This is a genomic window from Nitrospira sp., from assembly GCA_024760525.1.
GTDB lineage: Bacteria > Nitrospirota > Nitrospiria > Nitrospirales > Nitrospiraceae > Nitrospira_D.
In genome coordinates this window covers 1,338,033-1,356,278 of record CP060499.1, presented here as the reverse complement: position 1 = coordinate 1,356,278, position 18,246 = coordinate 1,338,033, and the positions used below count along the sequence as shown (strand labels likewise).

The 18,246-nt window shown below is 56.9% G+C and carries 14 protein-coding genes and 1 tRNA gene; 9 read left to right on the top strand and 6 right to left on the bottom strand.

The features are described from left to right. Positions 1-26: 26 nt before the first annotated feature. From H8K04_06400 to vanZ, 3 genes are all read right to left on the bottom strand, one after another. A complete protein-coding gene (locus H8K04_06400; protein ID UVT17173.1) occupies positions 27-785 on the bottom strand; it encodes an NDP-sugar synthase in 759 nt (252 codons plus the stop codon). Positions 786-831: 46 nt separating this feature from the next. Next, on the bottom strand, positions 832-1,935 hold the full coding sequence (locus tag H8K04_06395) for a phosphotransferase (protein UVT17172.1): 1,104 nt from the start codon (positions 1,933-1,935) through the stop codon (positions 832-834). Positions 1,936-2,003: 68 nt separating this feature from the next. Next, entirely contained in the window at positions 2,004-2,405 is a 402-nt protein-coding gene (gene vanZ / locus H8K04_06390; GenBank protein ID UVT17171.1) for a VanZ family protein, read from the bottom strand. Positions 2,406-2,507: 102 nt separating this feature from the next. On the opposite strand from vanZ, the gene H8K04_06385 reads away from it, so the two are divergent. The 7 genes from H8K04_06385 (at position 2,508) to H8K04_06355 (ending at position 10,681) form a co-directional block, all read left to right on the top strand. Further along, entirely contained in the window at positions 2,508-4,703 is a 2,196-nt protein-coding gene (locus H8K04_06385) for a glycoside hydrolase (protein ID UVT17170.1), read from the top strand. A 55-nt stretch (positions 4,704-4,758) separates the two neighbouring features. Further along, the gene (gene galT, locus H8K04_06380; GenBank protein UVT17169.1) at positions 4,759-5,763 is read left to right on the top strand and encodes a galactose-1-phosphate uridylyltransferase; all 1,005 of its coding nucleotides are present in this window, start codon (positions 4,759-4,761) and stop codon (positions 5,761-5,763) included. Positions 5,764-5,817: 54 nt separating this feature from the next. Continuing rightward, complete coding sequence (locus H8K04_06375) at positions 5,818-7,146, top strand: HD domain-containing protein (GenBank protein ID UVT17887.1); 1,329 nt, start codon at positions 5,818-5,820, stop codon at positions 7,144-7,146. A 72-nt stretch (positions 7,147-7,218) separates the two neighbouring features. Then, complete coding sequence (locus H8K04_06370) at positions 7,219-7,413, top strand: MoaD/ThiS family protein (protein UVT17168.1); 195 nt, start codon at positions 7,219-7,221, stop codon at positions 7,411-7,413. A gap of 356 nt (positions 7,414-7,769) precedes the next feature. Further along, positions 7,770-8,003 carry a hypothetical protein gene (locus H8K04_06365; GenBank protein UVT17167.1) on the top strand — a complete coding sequence of 78 codons (234 nt, stop codon included), beginning with the start codon at positions 7,770-7,772 and terminating at the stop codon, positions 8,001-8,003. A gap of 266 nt (positions 8,004-8,269) precedes the next feature. Beyond that, a tRNA-Arg gene (locus H8K04_06360) sits at positions 8,270-8,345 on the top strand. Between the two features lie 890 nt (positions 8,346-9,235). Further along, positions 9,236-10,681 (top strand): hypothetical protein, encoded by a 1,446-nt coding sequence (locus tag H8K04_06355; protein UVT17166.1) that lies wholly within the window; start codon positions 9,236-9,238, stop codon positions 10,679-10,681. Between the two features lie 183 nt (positions 10,682-10,864). On the opposite strand, the gene H8K04_06350 is transcribed toward H8K04_06355, so the two are convergent. Beyond that, positions 10,865-11,674 (bottom strand): OBAP family protein, encoded by an 810-nt coding sequence (locus tag H8K04_06350; GenBank protein ID UVT17165.1) that lies wholly within the window; start codon positions 11,672-11,674, stop codon positions 10,865-10,867. An 89-nt stretch (positions 11,675-11,763) separates the two neighbouring features. Further along, positions 11,764-12,156: a hypothetical protein gene (locus H8K04_06345; protein UVT17164.1), complete on the bottom strand. Its 393-nt coding sequence runs from the start codon at positions 12,154-12,156 to the stop codon at positions 11,764-11,766. Between the two features lie 357 nt (positions 12,157-12,513). Here H8K04_06345 and H8K04_06340 point away from each other — a divergent pair, with 357 nt between their 5' ends. Further along, positions 12,514-13,965, top strand: coding sequence for a hypothetical protein (locus tag H8K04_06340; GenBank protein UVT17163.1), 1,452 nt, complete (start codon positions 12,514-12,516; stop codon positions 13,963-13,965). A gap of 1,186 nt (positions 13,966-15,151) precedes the next feature. Here the strand turns inward: H8K04_06340 and H8K04_06335 are convergent. Continuing rightward, positions 15,152-16,327, bottom strand: a complete 1,176-nt coding sequence (locus H8K04_06335) for a class I SAM-dependent rRNA methyltransferase (GenBank protein UVT17162.1) — start codon at positions 16,325-16,327, stop codon at positions 15,152-15,154. Positions 16,328-16,485: 158 nt separating this feature from the next. On the opposite strand from H8K04_06335, the gene H8K04_06330 reads away from it, so the two are divergent. After that, complete coding sequence (locus H8K04_06330) at positions 16,486-18,147, top strand: alpha-keto acid decarboxylase family protein (protein UVT17161.1); 1,662 nt, start codon at positions 16,486-16,488, stop codon at positions 18,145-18,147. Positions 18,148-18,246: the final 99 nt, after the last annotated feature.

Sequence of the window (18,246 nt, the reverse complement as noted above, 5' to 3'; positions counted from 1 at the left end):
GCGACGTGGCTCGACCGAGACCCAACTCAGCTGCGAGGAAGACGCGGTTCGAGAGGGGCGCGGTCTTCCAGACGAATCAGTCCTGCTCGGGCATCCTTCTCAGCTTGCGCGTAGCGTCCGACTGTTCCGACATCCGACCAGTAGCCGTGCAGGTCATAGCCGAGGACTGTTTCTCCGCGCTCGATGGCGGCAACATAGGGATCGATAATCGAAGAAGCCTCCCCCTTCGGAACCTGCCGGAGGAGCCGGGGATCCAAGATGTGAATCCCGGCGAACATGCGTGGCACCGTTGGGAAGGAACCAACGCGGCCTTTTCCCGTGATGCGCAGGATCCGATCGTTGTCTCCCACCTCCACCAACCCCCACTGGACTGCGTCCGCATCCTCACGCAGCACCAGCGTCGCCGCCGCTTGTCGCCTGAGGTGAAAATCACGGAGCGCTCCGAGATCCAGTTCCACGAGCGTATCCCCATTGAGGACCAACACCGGTTCCTCTGAAAAATGAGGCTCGGCCTGTTTGATTCCCCCACCCGTTCCCAGAATGACTGGTTCGTGTGAATACACGATCCGAACCCCGTATTTTGAGCCGTTGCCCAAGGCCTGTTCGATCATCGGACCCAAATAATGAAGGTTGACGACGATCTGATCAAATCCATGTCTTTTCAGTAGCAGGACGTTCCAGACGATAAGCGGAGTGCCGCCGACCGGCAGCAATGGTTTAGGAATGGTGTTGGTCAACGGCCTGAGACGGGTTCCAAGACCAGCCGCAAGGATCATGGCCTTCATAAGACCCTCTAAGGCGTCCTCACCCTCACGCCTTACACTTCACCGGTCATTGCAGTTCCGGCACATAGGGGGTGAGGTGTCTCCGGAGCGTCTCCAACTCCGGATATTTGTGAAGATTGCGTTTGACGTAACTCAAGACGCGGGGAATATCGGCCAAGAATTTCGAGTTGCCCTTGACCCGATCGATGTAGACGAACCGGCCGGCCGCCTTCAGATTCCGCTGAATGCTCGTGAGATCGACCAGGCGCCGGAATGCGGCGCGATTGGTCCAAACGACACGCCGCTCGGCCAGTTGATCGAGATAGTAGTTCACCAAATCGTCGACGAGGGTTTCATCGAGTTGAATGTAGGCATCTCGCAGGAGCGACGCCAGATCATAGGTGGCCGGCCCCATCAAGGCGTCCTGGAAGTCGATCACCCCAAGCCGCAGTCCATCCACCATCAAATTGCGTGAATGATAGTCGCGATGCGTGAACACGCGCGGCTGGGCGGCCAATTGTTCCGCAATGTTCTCGAACCCACGGCGAATGGCCGACGCATCCGCGTCGGACAACGGCGTTCCGTTGCGCGCCGCAACCCCATACTCAAGGAAGTGCTCGAACTCCCACATCAGCAACGGCACGTCGAAACTCCGGTGAAACGCCAAACATTTCGGATCCGCCGGCGTCGTCGCCTTGATCTGCATCTGCACCAGGACATTGATGGCCTGCTTATAGCGGGACTCCAGGCCTGGCGCATCCGCGCGGCTGACGGCCTCCGCCAGGGTCACATCTCCGAAATCTTCCAGATAGAGCAGTCCGCCGGATTGATCATAGTAGTGGAGCGCGGGCACGGGGACATTTATTTTAGCCAAATGCGACATGATGTTGACGAACGGCAGCTCTGAGATCGGATGCATCGAGCCGCTCACCGCCTCTTCGGATTGCTTGAACCCTTCCGGTTCAGCCAACTGCATGACGATGACGGAATGCGGCGGCCCGCCTGTAAGGGTCGCTCGATAGTAGCGCCGGTTGGAGGCGTCGCCCGCCAACGGCGTCACGGTCTTCAAGACGAGACCCGGCGGTAGATGAGTCTCGACAGCCTTTGCGATATGTTTGTGATCCGGTGGAGACAGCGGAGCCTTGGAAGGAGTCGTGTCGGCCGTCGGCATAGTCGGCAAATTATAGCGAGCGTCCTGCGACTTGTCACGAAGACGTCGGATTTGATCGATGATCGATGTTACGGCTGGGCTTCCGGAAGAGAGTTCACGGGCTTGAGATTGAACACCCAATGCATGGCGATCGCTCCGATCGTCCCTCCGATCGTATCGGCCAGCCAATCGAGCCAACTCGAGTCCCGAAAAGGAACGAACGATTGGTGGATCTCGTCGGTGATCCCATACAACGAGGCGAGTAGAATGGCCACCGGAATCGCCTGCTGCTTCCACCAGTCTCCTCGGGTGCTGCGAAGAGCCCGATAGCACAACGCACCCATGACCGCATAGGCCGCGACATGGATCACCTTGTCACTGAACAGTTTGATGAACGAAGGCAGATGTTCCTCGGGATGAGACTGAGATGACATATAAAAAATGAACGCCGCATACGCACACACGGGCCCCCAGTAACGCAAGAAGATCATCGTCTATTCCTTCAACCGCGGCTCATGGAAAATCAGGCTCATTGATTGCAGGCCTATACTCCCTATGACATACTGCCAAAAAATGAAGGGAAATCGTTCTCGATGAAGCACGTCCACGTCTGCTTCTTCTGGCATATGCACCAGCCGTACTACACCGACCCGTTGGCGGGATCGGCCAGCATGCCGTGGGTGCGTCTCCATGCGACCAAAGCCTATTATGATATGGCGTATCTCCTGGAGCAATTTCCGGACGTCAGATCGACGTTCAATTTTACCCCATCGCTCCTCTTACAACTTCAGGAAATCGCGACCGGTACGGTGCTCGATCTGTTTCTTGAACACGCGCAGCGACCGGCGGCCGGCCTGACCCTTGAGGAAAAAGCTTTTCTGATCCGGCATTTCTTTTCGGCCAATTGGGCGACGATGGTACGCCCCTACCCACGGTACCATGAATTACTGGTCAAACGCGGACTGGAAGTCCATGGGGACGATCTGCGCCGCGTCGCTCGTCAATTTTCCACGCAAGAACTGTTGGACCTGCAGGTGTGGCACAACCTTGCCTGGTTCGGGTACGGCACTGTCCGACAGTATCCCCGACTGGCCGCGCTGCGCCAGAAAAATCGCGGCTTCACAGAGGACGAGAAACAGGAAATGTTGGCGCTCCAACGCGCTGCCGTGCAGGAAATCGTGCCCAGGTATCGGGCGCTCATGGAGCGTGGTCAAATTGAACTCACCACGACTCCTTTTTTTCATCCTATTCTGCCGCTGGTCATCGATACGGACATCAACCGGCGCGCCAGACCGGACCTCCCCCTCCCGGCGCGCTTCCGTGCGCCTGAAGACGCGTCGGTCCAACTTCGGGAGGCCGTCGGTTTCCACCACCAGACCTTCGGGCGCCCCCCGACCGGCCTGTGGCCTTCTGAGGGATCGGTCTGTCCCGAAATGCTTCTTCTCGTTCATCAGGCCGGCCTGCGCTGGCTGGCGACCGATGAAGGCATCCTCGCTCGCACCCTAGCGATGGGTGGCCGGCCGTGGCACCGACAGTCGGCCCTCTACCAACCGTACCATATCGGCGAAGCCGAACAATCCCTCACCATCCTCTTCCGCGACCGGGAGATCTCCGACGCGTTCGGATTCGTCTACCATAAGACAACACCCGAGTCCGCTGCCGAGGATGTCACGCGGCGGCTCCGGAGCATCATCCATGATGCGCCGCAAGATCGGGTCCTCATCGCCGTTATTTTGGACGGCGAAAACCCTTGGGAACATTATCACGACGGCGGTGAGCGGTTTCTTTCGCTTCTGTATGAAAGCTTGACCAGCCGCCATTTGGAGAAGCCCGGGCAGATCGCCGTCCAGGCTTCGACTATTTCCGACGCGATCGCGGCGGTTCCGCCCAGCCAGCATTTACCCGGCCTCCATTCCGGTTCTTGGATCAACTCAGACTATAAGATCTGGATCGGACACCACGAAGACAATCGCGGGTGGGATCTTCTCGGTCACACCCGCACACGGCTGATGGAGCTAGCTCCGAATCTTTCCCCTGATCGCGCGCAGGCGGCGTGGCGAGAGCTGTACGCCGCGGAAGGCAGCGACTGGTTCTGGTGGTACGGGGACGATTTCGATACCGATTTTAAACCGGAATTCGACCGGCTCTTTCGGACTCATCTCCGCAACGTCTGGACACACATGGGTCTGCCGCCTCCCGCGCAATTGAACCATCCGATCTGCCACCTCACGACGGTCTCCGAATCCGACGTGGTGCAACAGCCGGTCGCGCTGCTCAACCCCAGGATCGACGGAATGGTGACGGACTTTTTCGAGTGGCGTGGGGCAGGCCGCATCAACACCCAGCCTCCTCTTGGAGCCATGTGGAAAGCCGACGGACTGTTCATCGCAATTCACTTCGGTTGGACCTTAGACCAATTTGTGATGCGATTCGATCCGGACGAGACCAGCGCCAAGAAAGAAGGTCTGGAAGTCGATATCACGTTGCAGGGACCTCAATCGACGTTTCGGGTCACCTTTGCTCTCGCTTCGCCGGGGGAATTTCTTTTGTCTCACCAGACCAAGCCGGAAACCTGGGAGGAGAGCGGCTCCTATGGATCGATCGCCTCCCGCTCGATTCTCGAGCTGGCCGTCCCCTGGAAAGAGCTTCACCTGGAGCAAGGGCATACAGTTCAGATGTCGATCGTCATACGGGAGCATGGGCTCGAAGTGGCTCGCTATCCCGGTCTACGCCCTGCCGTCCTCACGGTGCCGGGTCCTGAATTTGAAGCGGAACTGTGGAGAGTCTAAGCGGAATCGTGCTCGACACTGACCGCTCGGACTCTGTGAATCTTATGGAGCCATCATGCCAGATCTGAGACGTGATCCCATTGTCGGTCGCTGGGTGATCATTTCCACCGAACGGAACGGCCGCCCGCATGACTTTATCAAGCTCCAACCGGCCCGACCGATTTCCATGGCCCTCTGTCCCTTTTGTCCCGGACAGGAGCGGCTCACGCCGAAGGAAATCATGGCCTATCGTCCGCAACCTAGCACACCCAATTCTCCGAACTGGACGGTGCGCGTCGTCCCCAACAAATTCCCCGCGCTGCAAGTCGAAGGGGACATGGGACGGGAGGGCGTCGGCCTGTATGACCGCATGAACGGGGTGGGCGCTCATGAAGTCATCATCGAAACGCCCAACCACGTCGAAGGCCTCGCCGATCTGCCGGCCAAGAAAATCGAGGACATGCTCTGGGCTTATCGCGACCGGATCCTCGACCTCAGAAAAGATCTGCGATTCCGCTACATTCTTATTTTCAAGAACCACGGCGCCTCCGCCGGCGCCACGCTGGAACATAGCCATTCCCAGCTGATCGCGTTGCCGATCGTTCCGACCAACGTGCAGGAAGAGCTCGACGGATGCCGCACCCACTACCAGCAGAAGGAGCGGTGCATCTACTGCGACATCCTCCGGCAAGACCTCTCCGATGGAGATCGTATTGTGGCCGAGAATCCTGAGTTCATCTGCATGACCCCGTTCGCGCCGCGCTTTCCGTTCGAAATGTGGATTCTTCCCAAACGTCACGCCGCCTATTTCGAGGAGAGCCAAAAGTCGCAGTTCGAATTTCTGGCCCCCATCCTGTCGGAATCGCTCCGGCGCATGGACAAGGTCCTGGCACGACCTTCCTATAACTTCATCCTTCATAGCTCCCCACTCCATGAAAAGACCGGCGAGTACTACCACTGGCATCTGGAAATCATCCCCAAGCTGACGCAGGTTGCCGGATTCGAATGGGGCACGGGCTTTTACATCAATCCGGTGTCGCCGGAAGAAGCCGCAAAGTTTCTCCGCGAAGCAGGGATTTAGGTGCCGACGCGTTTTCGTCTTGAAGACCCCTCGCTGGCGGGGACTCTTCGCCGTATCGAACAAGCGGTCCGTCGCGGGGGCGGGAGAACCTGGTTGGTCGGCGGCTGTGTACGCGATCTCGTGCTCGGCCGACATCCCCGCGATCTGGACATCGAAATTACCGGCCTCCCCCCCGGTCAAGTCCACGCGCTACTCGCGGAACACTTCTCCGTCCAGTTCGTCGGAAAAGCCTTCGAGGTGTTCAAGCTGCAGGGTCTGCCGATAGACATTTCCATTCCCTCCCGTCCGCTCGTCGACGGCACAACCGGCCCTGGCCTCGCGCGACAGGCCGATCCCGGCATGCCGATCGACGAAGCGCTTGCGCGCCGCGACTTCACCATCAATGCCATGGCCTGGGACCCGGACACTACGGAGCTTCGCGATCCATTCAACGGTCGCAGTGACCTTGGCGCGCATATCCTGCGCCACGTGGGACCCCGGTTTGCCGAGGATCCACTGCGAGTCCTACGCGGGATGCAGCTATCCGCACGCTTTGAATTGACCGTTGCGCCGGAAACGGTGGCCCTGTGCCAAACTCTGTCCCAAGAGGAGCAACCGAGCGAACGGCTCTGGGAGGAATGGAAGAAACTCCTGCTCCAAGGCATCAAGCCGTCGAGAGGCCTGCATTTCTTGCGGCAGTGCGGATGGCTCCGCTTTTATCCCGAGATCGCGGCGCTTCAGGACTGTCCACAGGATCCCGCATGGCACCCGGAAGGCGACGTCTGGATTCACACCCTGCACTGTTTGGATTGGTTCGCTGCGGAGCGAACCGGCAATGAAGAAGACGACCTGATCGTCGGATTGGGCATACTCTGTCATGACTTCGGCAAACCACACACGACGATTGAGGAGTATGGGCGCGTAAGCTCACGCGGACATGAATCGGAAGGAGAAGTTCCCACGCGACGCTTTCTCGAGCGGCTGACCAGCCGCCAGGACGTGATCGACGAGGTGCTCCCTCTGGTCAGTTGCCATCTCCGCCCCCGTGCGCTTTTTGATGCGAAGGCATCGGACAGCGCGGTCCGCCGACTCGCCAGACAGGTCAAACGTATCGATCGTTTGGTGCGCGTCGCACGGGCCGACCACGCAGGCCGTCCGCCAAAGCCGTTTGACGGGTTCCCCGCGGGCGAGTGGTTGATGACCAGAGCAAAACAGTTGGAGGTCGACTGTCGGACTCCTACTCCTCTTGTCATGGGCCGACACCTGTTGGAATTGGGGGTCCAGCCGGGTCCCGACATGGGCCGGCTGCTCGATGACTGTTACGAAGCACAACTGGACGGGACATTCGCCACGTTGGAAGAAGGCCTCACCTACGCAAAGACGAAATTTTCAGCTCGGTGCTAGTCGGCTTCGTTCCTCCTGATATTCTGAATTTCACTCTTGCCCCTCGATCTCTGTACCGACTATCATCCTCCCATGCAGGTACATCTGAATCACCCTCCCCGGTCGATCGAAATCAAGGGTCCCAAACGAGTCAAGGAGCTCCTGCGGGACTTGAATCTCGTCGTCGAGGCGCACTTAGTCATTCGTGGTGACGAGCTAGTCACCGAAGACGAGATGCTTTCCGACAAGGATCAGATCGAAATCCGACCGGTGATTTCGGGCGGATGAGACCGGGCGTTGCTTACCCCTCACAACCTGGTCGCCTAACGACGACATTCCATCTTGCCATCTCTCCTTCAAACCGAACTTTGGACAAATCTGCACAGGCTCACTGCCTAGATAATGATCTAGCCCAACTCACTAAATGAGGCGGTTTAGTCAAGCCGCAACCATTCTGCTACAGCATTCTGTAGGGAAATCCATTCGCGCTTGTATGAGAAGAATTTTGTAACCCACTGATTCATCAGGAGTCTCTGTTTCATGTTGTGAATAGGTCGGAACGGCACTACCCTTGCTGAAGTGTTTATCCAAGTGCCGACGAATGGCACACATTTTTACAACTATCTTACAGGGGGTATCTCATAATGAAGAGCATGTTGATGGCAGTCATGGCAGTGGCAGTGGCGGTCACCTTCAGCGCGCCTGCGTTCGCCGGCGAGAAGAAGGAAGAGAAGAAGAGCGGCCACGTGGTGGTCTATGGCGACGAGAAGAAGGACAAGGGCGGCAAGGCTGACGAGACCTACGGCGACAAGAAGGAAGAGAAGAAGGGCGGCCATGCCGACACCTTCGGTGAGAAGAAAGAGGACAAGGGCAAGTAAGCTCCTGCGTCTTGAGCGATGCTAGTTTGCTTGGGGGCTTCCTACTCAGTAGGGAGCCCCCAAGTTGTTTCAGTATCCGCCATCTGCCGATAATCCGGATTTGGACCGATCCTCACTTGACCCCTTCTCTCCCGGAACTGTATAACCACTCCCTCTGGTACGTGCTGAGACAGAAGCGCTGAGTGCTGAGACGAGATTCCATCCGTCACCATCGTCCTCAAGCTGGCCCTGTACCTCAGGACTCATACCGCAGCAGTGGTAGGCATGCGCCCGTAGCTCAATGGATAGAGCACCAGACTACGGATCTGGGGGTTACAGGTTCAAGTCCTGTCGGGCGCACCAAACCTTGCTTGGCGTGTACCGCGCGCTCTTCATCGTTTTAGGGTAACTATCGCGCGCGGATGAACACCTCCAGTAGTCTTACCCAACCTCCATGCCTCACTCGTGCCGGCGGCTCATCAGGCGGAGCCTCTCTTTGATTGCCGCGCGCGGATGAACACCTCCAGCGTTTCCTTCCCCATTCCCTTGCTGACGGATCTGGGTCTATTGCATTTCATCCTGTCGGGCGCACCATGAATCAACAAATTTTCTTCTCTTCCCTACTTTCAGTTCATCACTGGTGGCGGCCTTGGTGACGATTAGCCGCAAGGCTTCCTCGATCGGCTGCTTCTCTCAGTCGCCTAGCGCAAGATGTGAATACCGGAGCGTTGTTTGAAGATCACGATGACCAAAAACTTTCCTTCACAGAGGCTGGATCAACGCCCAAGGCTTCCATAAGGTGTCTGCCTAGTTCCGTCACCATACAATCCAATCGTATCATCCTACGTCTGACTCTTTACATTGATATCCTTCGCTTGGCCTCACGAACTCAGTCTGGTGTGTATCTAATGACAAACATATGAATTTCTAAAGTGAAGACAACTTGTCCGAGATGTTTCTTGATGCGTCTCTCATGGCATTCAACTTGCTGCTATCGGACATGATACAGAACAGGCACGTTCGTCTACGCCTGTTGGTTGAAAAATCAGCTCGGCGGCGATCCCGGCACCGACCCAGGAGCCTATGCTGAGCGCAGAGAAGACGCAGCGCCTCTCAAGAGAACGGCGGGGATGTGCTCGCTGAAGAATAGATCGTGGTGAGAGCGGGTCCGACTTGCGCCACGCCATGGCTCCATCAATCACAAGCTCAGCCGCTGTCGGAGAAAGAACTGCGGCAGTTACAGTGTCTTAACTATGCGTTTCATTACTGCGTTGGTCCTCTGCGTCATCGCGATAGGCCAATCGTCTTTTGCCTTGCAGCAGCCGACACCAGCCCGTGGGCCTCTGAGTGTCCATCCGATCAACCCCCGTTATTTCACGGATGGTACCAAGAACCCGGATGGGTCGTTGCGTGCCGTCTACCTGACCGGGTCACACACCTGGAATAATATGGCGGACACGGGTCAAGGCAGCAGTCCCCCGGCATTTGACTTCGATGCCTATCTCGATTTCCTGGAACGACATCGCCACAACTTCATTCGTCTTTGGAGCAAGGAAGAGACGGCTTGGGATACCAGGTCGAGTCCCGAAGCCGTCAAACACCGAGTGCGTCATACCATCGCCCCTCACCCTTGGGCGCGGACCGGTCCGGGCAATGCCCTCGATGGGAAACCGAAGTTTGATCTCAACACGTTCGACCCAGCCTATTTTGAGCGGCTCCGGTTGCGTGTTGAGGCAGCAGGGCGACGTGGGATTTACGCATCTGTCATGTTGTTCGAAGGCTACGTGCTACAGCACGTGCCCAACTCATGGAACGACCACCCATTTCATCGGGACAACAACATCAGCGGTATCGACGGAGACCCGAATGATGACGGGCTCGGCCTGGAAACGCACACCCTCGACATTCCGGCTGTCACGCATCTGCAAAAGGCCTACATCCGGCACGTCATCGACACCGTGGGGGATCTCGACAATGTGCTCTATGAAATCTCCAACGAAAGCGGCGCGTACTCGACTGAGTGGCAATCTCACCTGATTCGCTTCATCAAGGAATACGAAGCCACGCGCGAGAAGCAGCACCCCGTGGGAATGACGGTTCAATGGAGCAAGAATCCACTGCATCGAGGCACGAACCAGGCACTTTTCGACAGTCCCGCCGACTGGGTTTCTCCTGGCAGCAACGTGCCCGATGGCCGTCAGTACCAGTCAGATCCTCCTCCAGCCGACGGTCGCAAAGTGGTCCTCCTAGACACCGATCATCTGTGGGGTATCGGTGGTGATGTCGGTTGGGTATGGAAGAGTTTCACCCGCGGCTACTCCCCGTTGTTCATGGACCCATACGACAACAGCATTCTGGGTAAAGCTCCCCCAACCGATTGGGATGCGATTCGCGCAAGCCTCGGCCAGACACGACGCCTCGCCGATCGGGTGGATCTAGCCGCAATGACCCCATGTGAAGACCTCGTCTCGACGAGCTACTGCATTGCACAGCCTAACGCCGTTTATATCGCCTATCTGCCGGAGGGTGGCAATGTAACGGTCGATCTCCGATCGGCAACCGGTTCGTTTCAAGTCGACTGGATAGCTCCGGTCGAAGGAACGATCATCCGGGACCAGCCGGCACTTGGCCGAGCGAGGCAGCAGTTCACCGCCCCATATAGAGGAGCAGCGGTGCTCTTCCTGTCGAGAGGGAAGTAAGTCCGCCGGGATCCGGAGCAGCATGAGATGCCGCACGTTTCACTCACTGGCCTTACATGCGACCCTTGGCTGATCAATACACACGAATGGAAGAGGGTTGTCGTGAAGTACCCCTAATGCTTCACAATATCCGGTTCCGCCGGCCGCCTGGCTTGACGGTACGCGCGCCTGCAAGAAGAGTCCCTACCGGGGCGTGGGGGCCGGCGCGCGTTTCGTGGGATCGTCCGGGTGGGACACGACAGCGTCTTGTTTGAGGGACTTCAGAGTCAGCTGCAGGACGTGACCCTGCTGCCATGCATCGGCACCCGACGCGATCGGAGGGGCCACGATGCTTTTTCGATCCTTGCGCTTTTCCTTGCTCTGAATCTGGAGACGCCGATCCCGCGACGCGACCAGACCTGCCTGCGCTTGACCATCGGCGGTAAAGCCCATCATCAAAAACGGATGGCCCAACGGCAACACCAGACTTTGATCGGTATGCCAGGTGTGCCACGTCTTTCCATAGGTCGCGATGAGCTTCTGCATGAACTCGTGCTCCGCCTGCTGCGGAATACCGGGGGCGACAAGTTGCCCGCTTTTCACCTCATGCACGTGGCTGTGCCACAATTTCTTCTCCTCAGGCGGCAGCATCTGAAAGAGACGTTTGCTGATGATGTACTCCACCCCAATGATCTTGGCGTCCTTTGTGTTCCCGTCGAAAATGACGCACTGGTTCACCTCCTCGTTGACCTTGGAGCAGAAATGGTGCGCTTCCACTTGCGCCTGTATCTGGCCATTATAAAAGTGAAATCCATCCAAGTAGATGTTCAAGGCATCAATGGGCGTCTTCCCTTGAAGCAGAACCGCTCCGGTCTCCACCAACGTGGCCTTTGTCGAGCCTTTTTCTCCGGGAACTTCCACGAGTGAAACGGTGTTGTTCCCTGCACAGGCCGCGAAGGCACACACGAGAGTCAGGAGTAGAGAAGCTTTCACGTCAGGCGAACTTCTAGGCATAAGAGCCTCCCTCGTTGCTAACGCTGTATAGCGCACGGGCTTCTTCCATTGTGCGAAGTGCGCGCCTCGAAGAAGAGACTCCTGCCTCTTTAGCTGGGACCCGGAGGATCTTCACGATCTTCTCCGGTGAGCACCTCGGCTTCCTGCTCTTCAAGTGCCTCCAGCTCCGTCACAATGGTCTGGAGAATCTGCCGGCGTTGCTGAAGTCCCTTCTTGGGGATGTCTCGCGTCAAAGGCTCCTGAGCTGATTCGGGCAAATTGACGAGCGCTTCGGCCTCGCCCACGGTAGCATATTTGTACGATTCCACATATCGATGATCAGCCCCATAGATTTTGATCAGCATCTCTTCTGTATCGGCGTCAAACTGATCGAAGGTAGGATGGACGGCCGTGTGGTGAGCAAGGCCTTCGAGCTTTTCGATCTGCGACTTGAGCGCATCGCTTCGGGATTGCGAATGATACATGGAATTCACTTCGACCATAACTTCATCTCCTTCTGTTCGGTCCAATCGAATAGCCCTATTCCTCTCACGTGTTCGTCAGGCGCTCAGCATACCTATACTGTTGACGACAGCAACAGCTGCTCAGCGGACATGAGAGGGGGATACTAGCTTCGGAGCCGAAGACGAAGGTACTAGCCGTCCCCTAGGTCACGACGGGGAATCCAGCCGCTTTCTTGGCTTCCTTCAAAAGAGGCTTGCCGTAGAGGTGGCCGAAAAGTAGACTCCACGTGATAGTCTGAAAGACCGGTTTGGCAAGGGAGGGCGCGCTTCTCACGCCACTCTCGTCCCGCCATCATACACTTGAACGTGTGGGCTTATCGCAGGGTATCAGGATCTATGGGTATCCAGTTACAGTTCAGACCTGTCTTAGGATGGCCGTCTCTGGCCTGGGTGGCACAATGTTCCAACACCGAAATTGTGCTCGCGCACGGAAGCCGGGTGGAAACCACGCCGGAGTGGTTTGCGGAAGCGGTATGGGATGGTCCGTTCGGAGAAGGCCGTTTGGATCAAACGGACCTCGTATTTGGGTCCGGCGGTCGATCTTCCGGAGGGATTATCACGTTTGTGTCCTCCGGCTCCACCGTTGATCGCTTGCTTTCCATCCAGGTTGGGAAAGATGTCTACGTTTCAAATTCTCTGGTCGCGCTATGCGCCACGCTGAATCTTTCGGTCGATCCCTTTTCGGATCGTTACTATTCCAGTTTCCGCTCCATTCAGAACGGCATTCACAAATATCAGCCGCTCCTGCAGACGACCCAGGGACCGATACGCCTCACGTACTTTCACAATCTTCGATGGGATGGCCGATCGCTCGGCGTCGTTGAGAAACCGTTTGGTGACAGATGCTTTGACACGTTCGAAGCGTACAAGCGCTTTCTGCAAACCTCGCTCAGCGCCATCGGTCGGAACATGGCAGATCCCCTACGTAAGTGGCCGTATCGCCCTCTGGGCACTCTTTCCGCAGGGTACGACTCCCCCACGATCGCCGTGCTGGCCCGAGAAATGGGCAATACGGAGGTGCTGACTTTTCAGCACGGGCGAGAAGGATTAGCCGATAGCGGGGAGACCATCGCGGCGCGGCTCGGTCTCAGTGCCATCGTGCTCGACCGAGCAAGCTGGCGACAGGAGCCATTCGCAGAGGTGCCGTTTCTTGCGGCCGACGCGTATGGCATGGAGATGCACTTCGTTGCGGCGCGATCCTGGTTGCAAGGACGCGTGTTGCTGACCGGGCACCATGGAGACACCGTGTGGGGCACCGGCGATTACGATCTGACGCCGAACATCGTACGGAACGGAGCGCCGTCCGGGCTTGCGCTGAGTGAGTGGCGATTATGGGTGGGATTCATCCATTGTCCGGCGACGTTCCTTGGCGTGCGGAATATCGAGCACATCCATCGAGTATCCATCGGCGAGGAGATGGAACCCTGGAGTGTGGGTGGCGATTATGACCGTCCGATTTGTCGACGGATCGTCGAGGAGGCCGGCGTTGAGCGCACCCTCTTCGGTCGAGAGAAGAATGCCACCGCAGTCGTACTCTGGAACTCGAACGAGGGATTTCTCCCCGAGGAGTCCATGCAGGACTACTCACGATGGTTACGGCAGCACGCCCTCGGATGGTTGCGGCGGTGCATGGTCCCACCGAGTTGGCGGGCACAAGCGCACAGGATGGCATCGCGCGTGCCTGGCGGGTGGCGCCTTGTCAGAGGTCCCAGATACTTTGACTACCTGTTTCCGTGGGCTCTGGAACACGCCAAACGGCGATATATGGGTATGGGGCCCATTTTTTGACCGATACCCTATCGGGCGGCGCCTTTTGGAAAAGTCTTAGACTGAAGATGAGAGGGGCACGCTCTTTCCATCGGATAACTTTTGGAGGCGATCTGACTCAGCTCTTCGACCCGTAGCGTAAAAAGTCGTACGCTCGCCGGAACGCTTTAACTTTTGCGAGTGACCTCCTCACAAGCAGAAACAGGTCTCTCACGACACCTCTGTAGTGACGTGTGTGATATCGAAACAATGCTTCTCTCGGAAGTCTATACCGCATACCTTCTTCCACTGTGTATGCGCAAGGATTGCACATGCCGCAGGGCATTCCATTTTTCGGCTCGTGACAAAACCAGGATTTCTCCAGGAGCTCAATAAATCCGTGTTTTCTCGCAAGGTCTCGCATGTGCATTTTGGAGTATTCCAGGATAGGGAATTCAAATCTCGCGAAGATACTTTCGTCGCCGGTTACGCTTTGCTTTAACCTATATCCACCCATTGGCGTCTGCTCAACGTACCCCTTCAAAAAAGAATAGAGTTTGTCATCGATGTGCACACTGAGTTCTAAGTCGGTGACGTTTTTCGATTTGGCATAGCGGGCTAGCCAATCATACTGATACCCCAAATGGGAGCGTTGCCTGAGTCGCTTCCATGCCTGTGAGATATCTGAATCTTCAGGGATTTCTGTGATCACAGTGATTTGTAATGGACCAATTCGATGATAGGCGCGAGGATGTGATGTCTTCAGCGCGTCCTTCACTTGTGCGATCGCTTGCAATTCGCGGAGACTGGATGGCCTGGTCGTATCGATGATGTAGTGCGGTTCCACTCTTGTTCCGTCGACCACTGTTGAGTACAGAACTCTGAAGGTTGAGTCCCACCCTCCCGTCCAAAGAATTTTGACGCATTTCTCGCTCGATTTTTCGAGTGAGTCTCCATCTGAGATTGAAACGTGTTTCATATCAGCAGCCTACGGATGAACACGTCCCCGCTCTTGTTTAGGTAAGAGACACGACGAAGCCTGCCAAAGCAAGATCTCGGTATGACGCCGCTCTTCAATGCTTCCTCAGCTGCATTCAGGCCTGAGCAGGTTACGTGTAGGTGTACACCGCGGTCCCATGGAAGGCAACCAGAGATAGCCTGCAGGCATGAAACCGGAGGGTATACCGGGACGGAACAGACATTCAGATCCTTCGCCCACTTAGCCTGCTTAGAGCATCTGGACTATAAAACATTTCAGGTAGCGAGTTTCCGGCATGCCGGCGAGGATCGGATGATCGGGACTCTGGCCCCGTTGTTCGATGAGCCGGATGTCTCGCTTGGCATCGAGCGCGGCAAGGCGAATGCTGTTCCAGAGATCCGCTTCGGATACCGGGTGAGAACAACTACATGTCACCAGAAACCCTTCCGGCTTCAACAGTTTCAATCCCAGAAGATTGATATCTTTGTATCCCGCTAACGCCCCGGCCAGGGCTTGCTTGCTGCGAGCAAATGCCGGAGGATCGAGAATGACAAGATCATAGCGTCGCCCGGATTTGACCAAATGGCGCATGTCTTCGAACGCATCGGCTTGGCGATACGTGCAACGATGCTCCACTTGGTTCATCGCGGCATGCTTTCGCGCCATGGCAAGAGTGTCTTGGCTGGCATCTAACCCTTCCACCGACGCGGCCCCAGCGAGGGCGGCATGGATGCCGAAGGCGCCGGTATGGCAGAACACCTCCAACACCTCCGCTTCCGCCGCCAATTTGGCTGCCGCCAGCCGATTCTCCCGTTGATCGCAAAACCACCCCGTCTTCTGTCCCCGTTCCACATCAACAATGAAGTGTGCGGCGCCTTCCTGGATGTGGACTTGTGTGGGGCCGTTGCCACGAAGCAAGCCGCGTTCAAGGGGCAATCCTTCAAGCTGCCGGATCTTGGCATCATTCCGCAGATAGACGCTCGAGACCTTCAATTCCTGAATCAGCAAGTCCGCAATGAGGTCCTTCCGGCTCTCCATCCCCGCGGATAAAGTCTGCATGACCAGCAGCTGATCGTACCGATCGACAATCAGGCCCGGCAGTCGATCTCCTTCGCCAAAAACCACGCGATAAGCATCGGAGTGGGCAACCACACGTTGTCGCAGATGAATCGCTTGCCGAATTCTCTCCCTCCAGAATCGCTCATCGATGGGCTCATCCTGAAACGTCAGCAAGCGGACTCGAATTTTCGAGGAAGGGCTATAGAGACCACGCCCATAGAAACGGCCGTCGGCTGTCAGCACATCGATCAGACCGCCGGCCTCCGGTTGCCCTGTGACCGGACCCAGATAACCCGCATAGAGCCAGAGATGGCGTCCCTGGGGGATCCTTGATGAATTGAGGCGGACCTGGGCGGTCGAGATCATGGTTGCCAATCGTGACAGGTTTTGCCTGACTCTACCAGGTCTAAAATTCAGTGCGGGCGATCGTCACAATCCATTCATCGGCTGGTTGTTCTTGACGAACTGCAGTCAGTATGTTTTCCTGATGCCAACACATTCAACAGACCTTTGAAAGCACGAGCATGAGCGACAAAGCGACCATTGGGACCGCCGTGTTGGATCGCCTGCATCGTTTGGGCGTCCGCCATATTTTTGGGATCCCGGGCGACTACGTTCTGTCTCTCTATCAATTGATCGAGGCGTCACCGATCACACACATCGGGACGACGCGGGAAGATTGCGCCGGCTTTGCGGCCGACGCGTATGCCCGGATCAACGGCATCGGGGCTGTCTGCGTGACCTATTGCGTCGGCGGGTTGAATACCGTCAACGCCATTGCCTGCGCATATGCTGAACGGTCGCCTGTCGTCCTCCTGACCGGTTCGCCGGGCCTCTGTGAACGAACTCGCACACCCTATTTGCACCATATGGTCCGTGATTTTGCGACGCAACGGGAAGTTTTCGAACAGATGACCGTTGCTGCGGTGACTCTGGATGATCCGCTGACCGCTGAGCGCCAGATGGATCAGGCGTTTGCCGCCCTGCTTCGGTACCGCCGTCCCATTTATATCGAAATCCCCAGAGACATGGTTCACTGTCCCCTCACCGGCGGGATGAAGCCGATCTGCATCGAGGATACGCCGAGTGACCCGGCGGCCCTGGAAGAAGCGATCGGTGAAGTGCGGATCATGCTGGCCTCCGCCAAAAAGCCCGCGATGCTGGTCGGCGCGGAAGTCGGCCGGTTTGGATTGCAGGACGATCTGGCTCGGTTGGTGGAACAACTCAATATTCCGATCGCCTCGACCCTGCTCGGGAAATCGATCATTCGGGAGGATCACCCACTCTATGTGGGCGTGTACGGTGGGCTCATCGGCCGGGAAGAAGTCCAGCAGTTCATCAACGATTCCGACTGCCTGTTGATCCTGGGATCCATTCTGTCCGATGTGGAAGATCTGGATGCCACGTCGCCCTTGCTTTCAGAGGGGCGAACCATCCATGCAACAGCCGACCGTGTTGCGATCAAGCATCACCGGTATGAGTCCATCAAGTTCCAGGACTTCGTCCAGGGCCTGGTGAAATCTCCGCTTCCGTCCTTTTCTCGCTCGCAGCGATCACTTCCTGCCCGAACTCCGGCAGCATCGTCGGCTCTAAACTTGGACGCGCCGATCACCCTGGAAGGACTCTTTCGACATCTGGATACGGTGCTGACCGAAAAGACGGTCGTGATTGCCGATGTGGGGGAATCGCTCTTTGCCGCGGCTGACCTGCACGTCCGCCACCGCTTTGAGTTTCTGTCACCGGCTTATTACACATCGATGGGATTCGCCGTTCCCGCTGCGCTAGGGGCCTCGTTCGCCGATCCCAGCTTGCGGCCGATCGTGCTGGTGGGAGACGGGGCCTTTCAGATGACTGGAACCGAGTTGGCCAGCTGTGTACGGTATCGTCAATCGCCGATCGTCGTCCTTCTTAATAACCGCGGCTATTCAACAGAGCGCGAGATTCTGGAAGGGCCCTTTAACGACGTGCACGAATGGCAATATGAGCGGGTGTGTGATCTCATCGGAGGGGGACAGGGTTCACGTGTAAGTACCCAAAGAGAGTTTGAACAGCATCTCGCCGCCGCCTTTGCAGACCAAAGCCAGCTGCATTTCCTCAACGTCCTCTTGAGCCCGCATGATCGTTCTCCCGGGATGGTGCGCCTGGCGCGGCGTTTGGGCAAGAAGCTTTCAACTGATAAACCATAGGGAAAACCATTCACCCCTGCCTCCTTTTCCCTACATCCCCAGTGGCTTGCTCCTTGAACTCACGCGAATCACAGCAAGAACCTGTGTGAATCCAAGGGT

Bases quoted from the DNA above. Each gene is read 5' to 3' on its own strand.
- H8K04_06400 (UVT17173.1), bottom strand. From the start codon at position 785: ATGAAGGCCATGATCCTTGCGGCTGGTCTTGGAACCCGTCTCAGGCCG.
- H8K04_06350 (UVT17165.1), bottom strand. From the start codon at position 11,674: ATGCCTAGAAGTTCGCCTGACGTGAAAGCTTCTCTACTCCTGACTCTC.
- H8K04_06330 (UVT17161.1), top strand. From the start codon at position 16,486: ATGAGCGACAAAGCGACCATTGGGACCGCCGTGTTGGATCGCCTGCAT.
- H8K04_06365 (UVT17167.1), top strand. From the start codon at position 7,770: ATGAAGAGCATGTTGATGGCAGTCATGGCAGTGGCAGTGGCGGTCACC.
- H8K04_06355 (UVT17166.1), top strand. From the start codon at position 9,236: ATGCGTTTCATTACTGCGTTGGTCCTCTGCGTCATCGCGATAGGCCAA.
- H8K04_06395 (UVT17172.1), bottom strand. From the start codon at position 1,935: ATGCCGACGGCCGACACGACTCCTTCCAAGGCTCCGCTGTCTCCACCG.
- H8K04_06340 (UVT17163.1), top strand. From the start codon at position 12,514: ATGGGTATCCAGTTACAGTTCAGACCTGTCTTAGGATGGCCGTCTCTG.
- H8K04_06335 (UVT17162.1), bottom strand. From the start codon at position 16,327: ATGATCTCGACCGCCCAGGTCCGCCTCAATTCATCAAGGATCCCCCAG.
- vanZ (UVT17171.1), bottom strand. From the start codon at position 2,405: ATGATCTTCTTGCGTTACTGGGGGCCCGTGTGTGCGTATGCGGCGTTC.
- H8K04_06370 (UVT17168.1), top strand. From the start codon at position 7,219: ATGCAGGTACATCTGAATCACCCTCCCCGGTCGATCGAAATCAAGGGT.
- galT (UVT17169.1), top strand. From the start codon at position 4,759: ATGCCAGATCTGAGACGTGATCCCATTGTCGGTCGCTGGGTGATCATT.
- H8K04_06345 (UVT17164.1), bottom strand. From the start codon at position 12,156: ATGGTCGAAGTGAATTCCATGTATCATTCGCAATCCCGAAGCGATGCG.
- H8K04_06385 (UVT17170.1), top strand. From the start codon at position 2,508: ATGAAGCACGTCCACGTCTGCTTCTTCTGGCATATGCACCAGCCGTAC.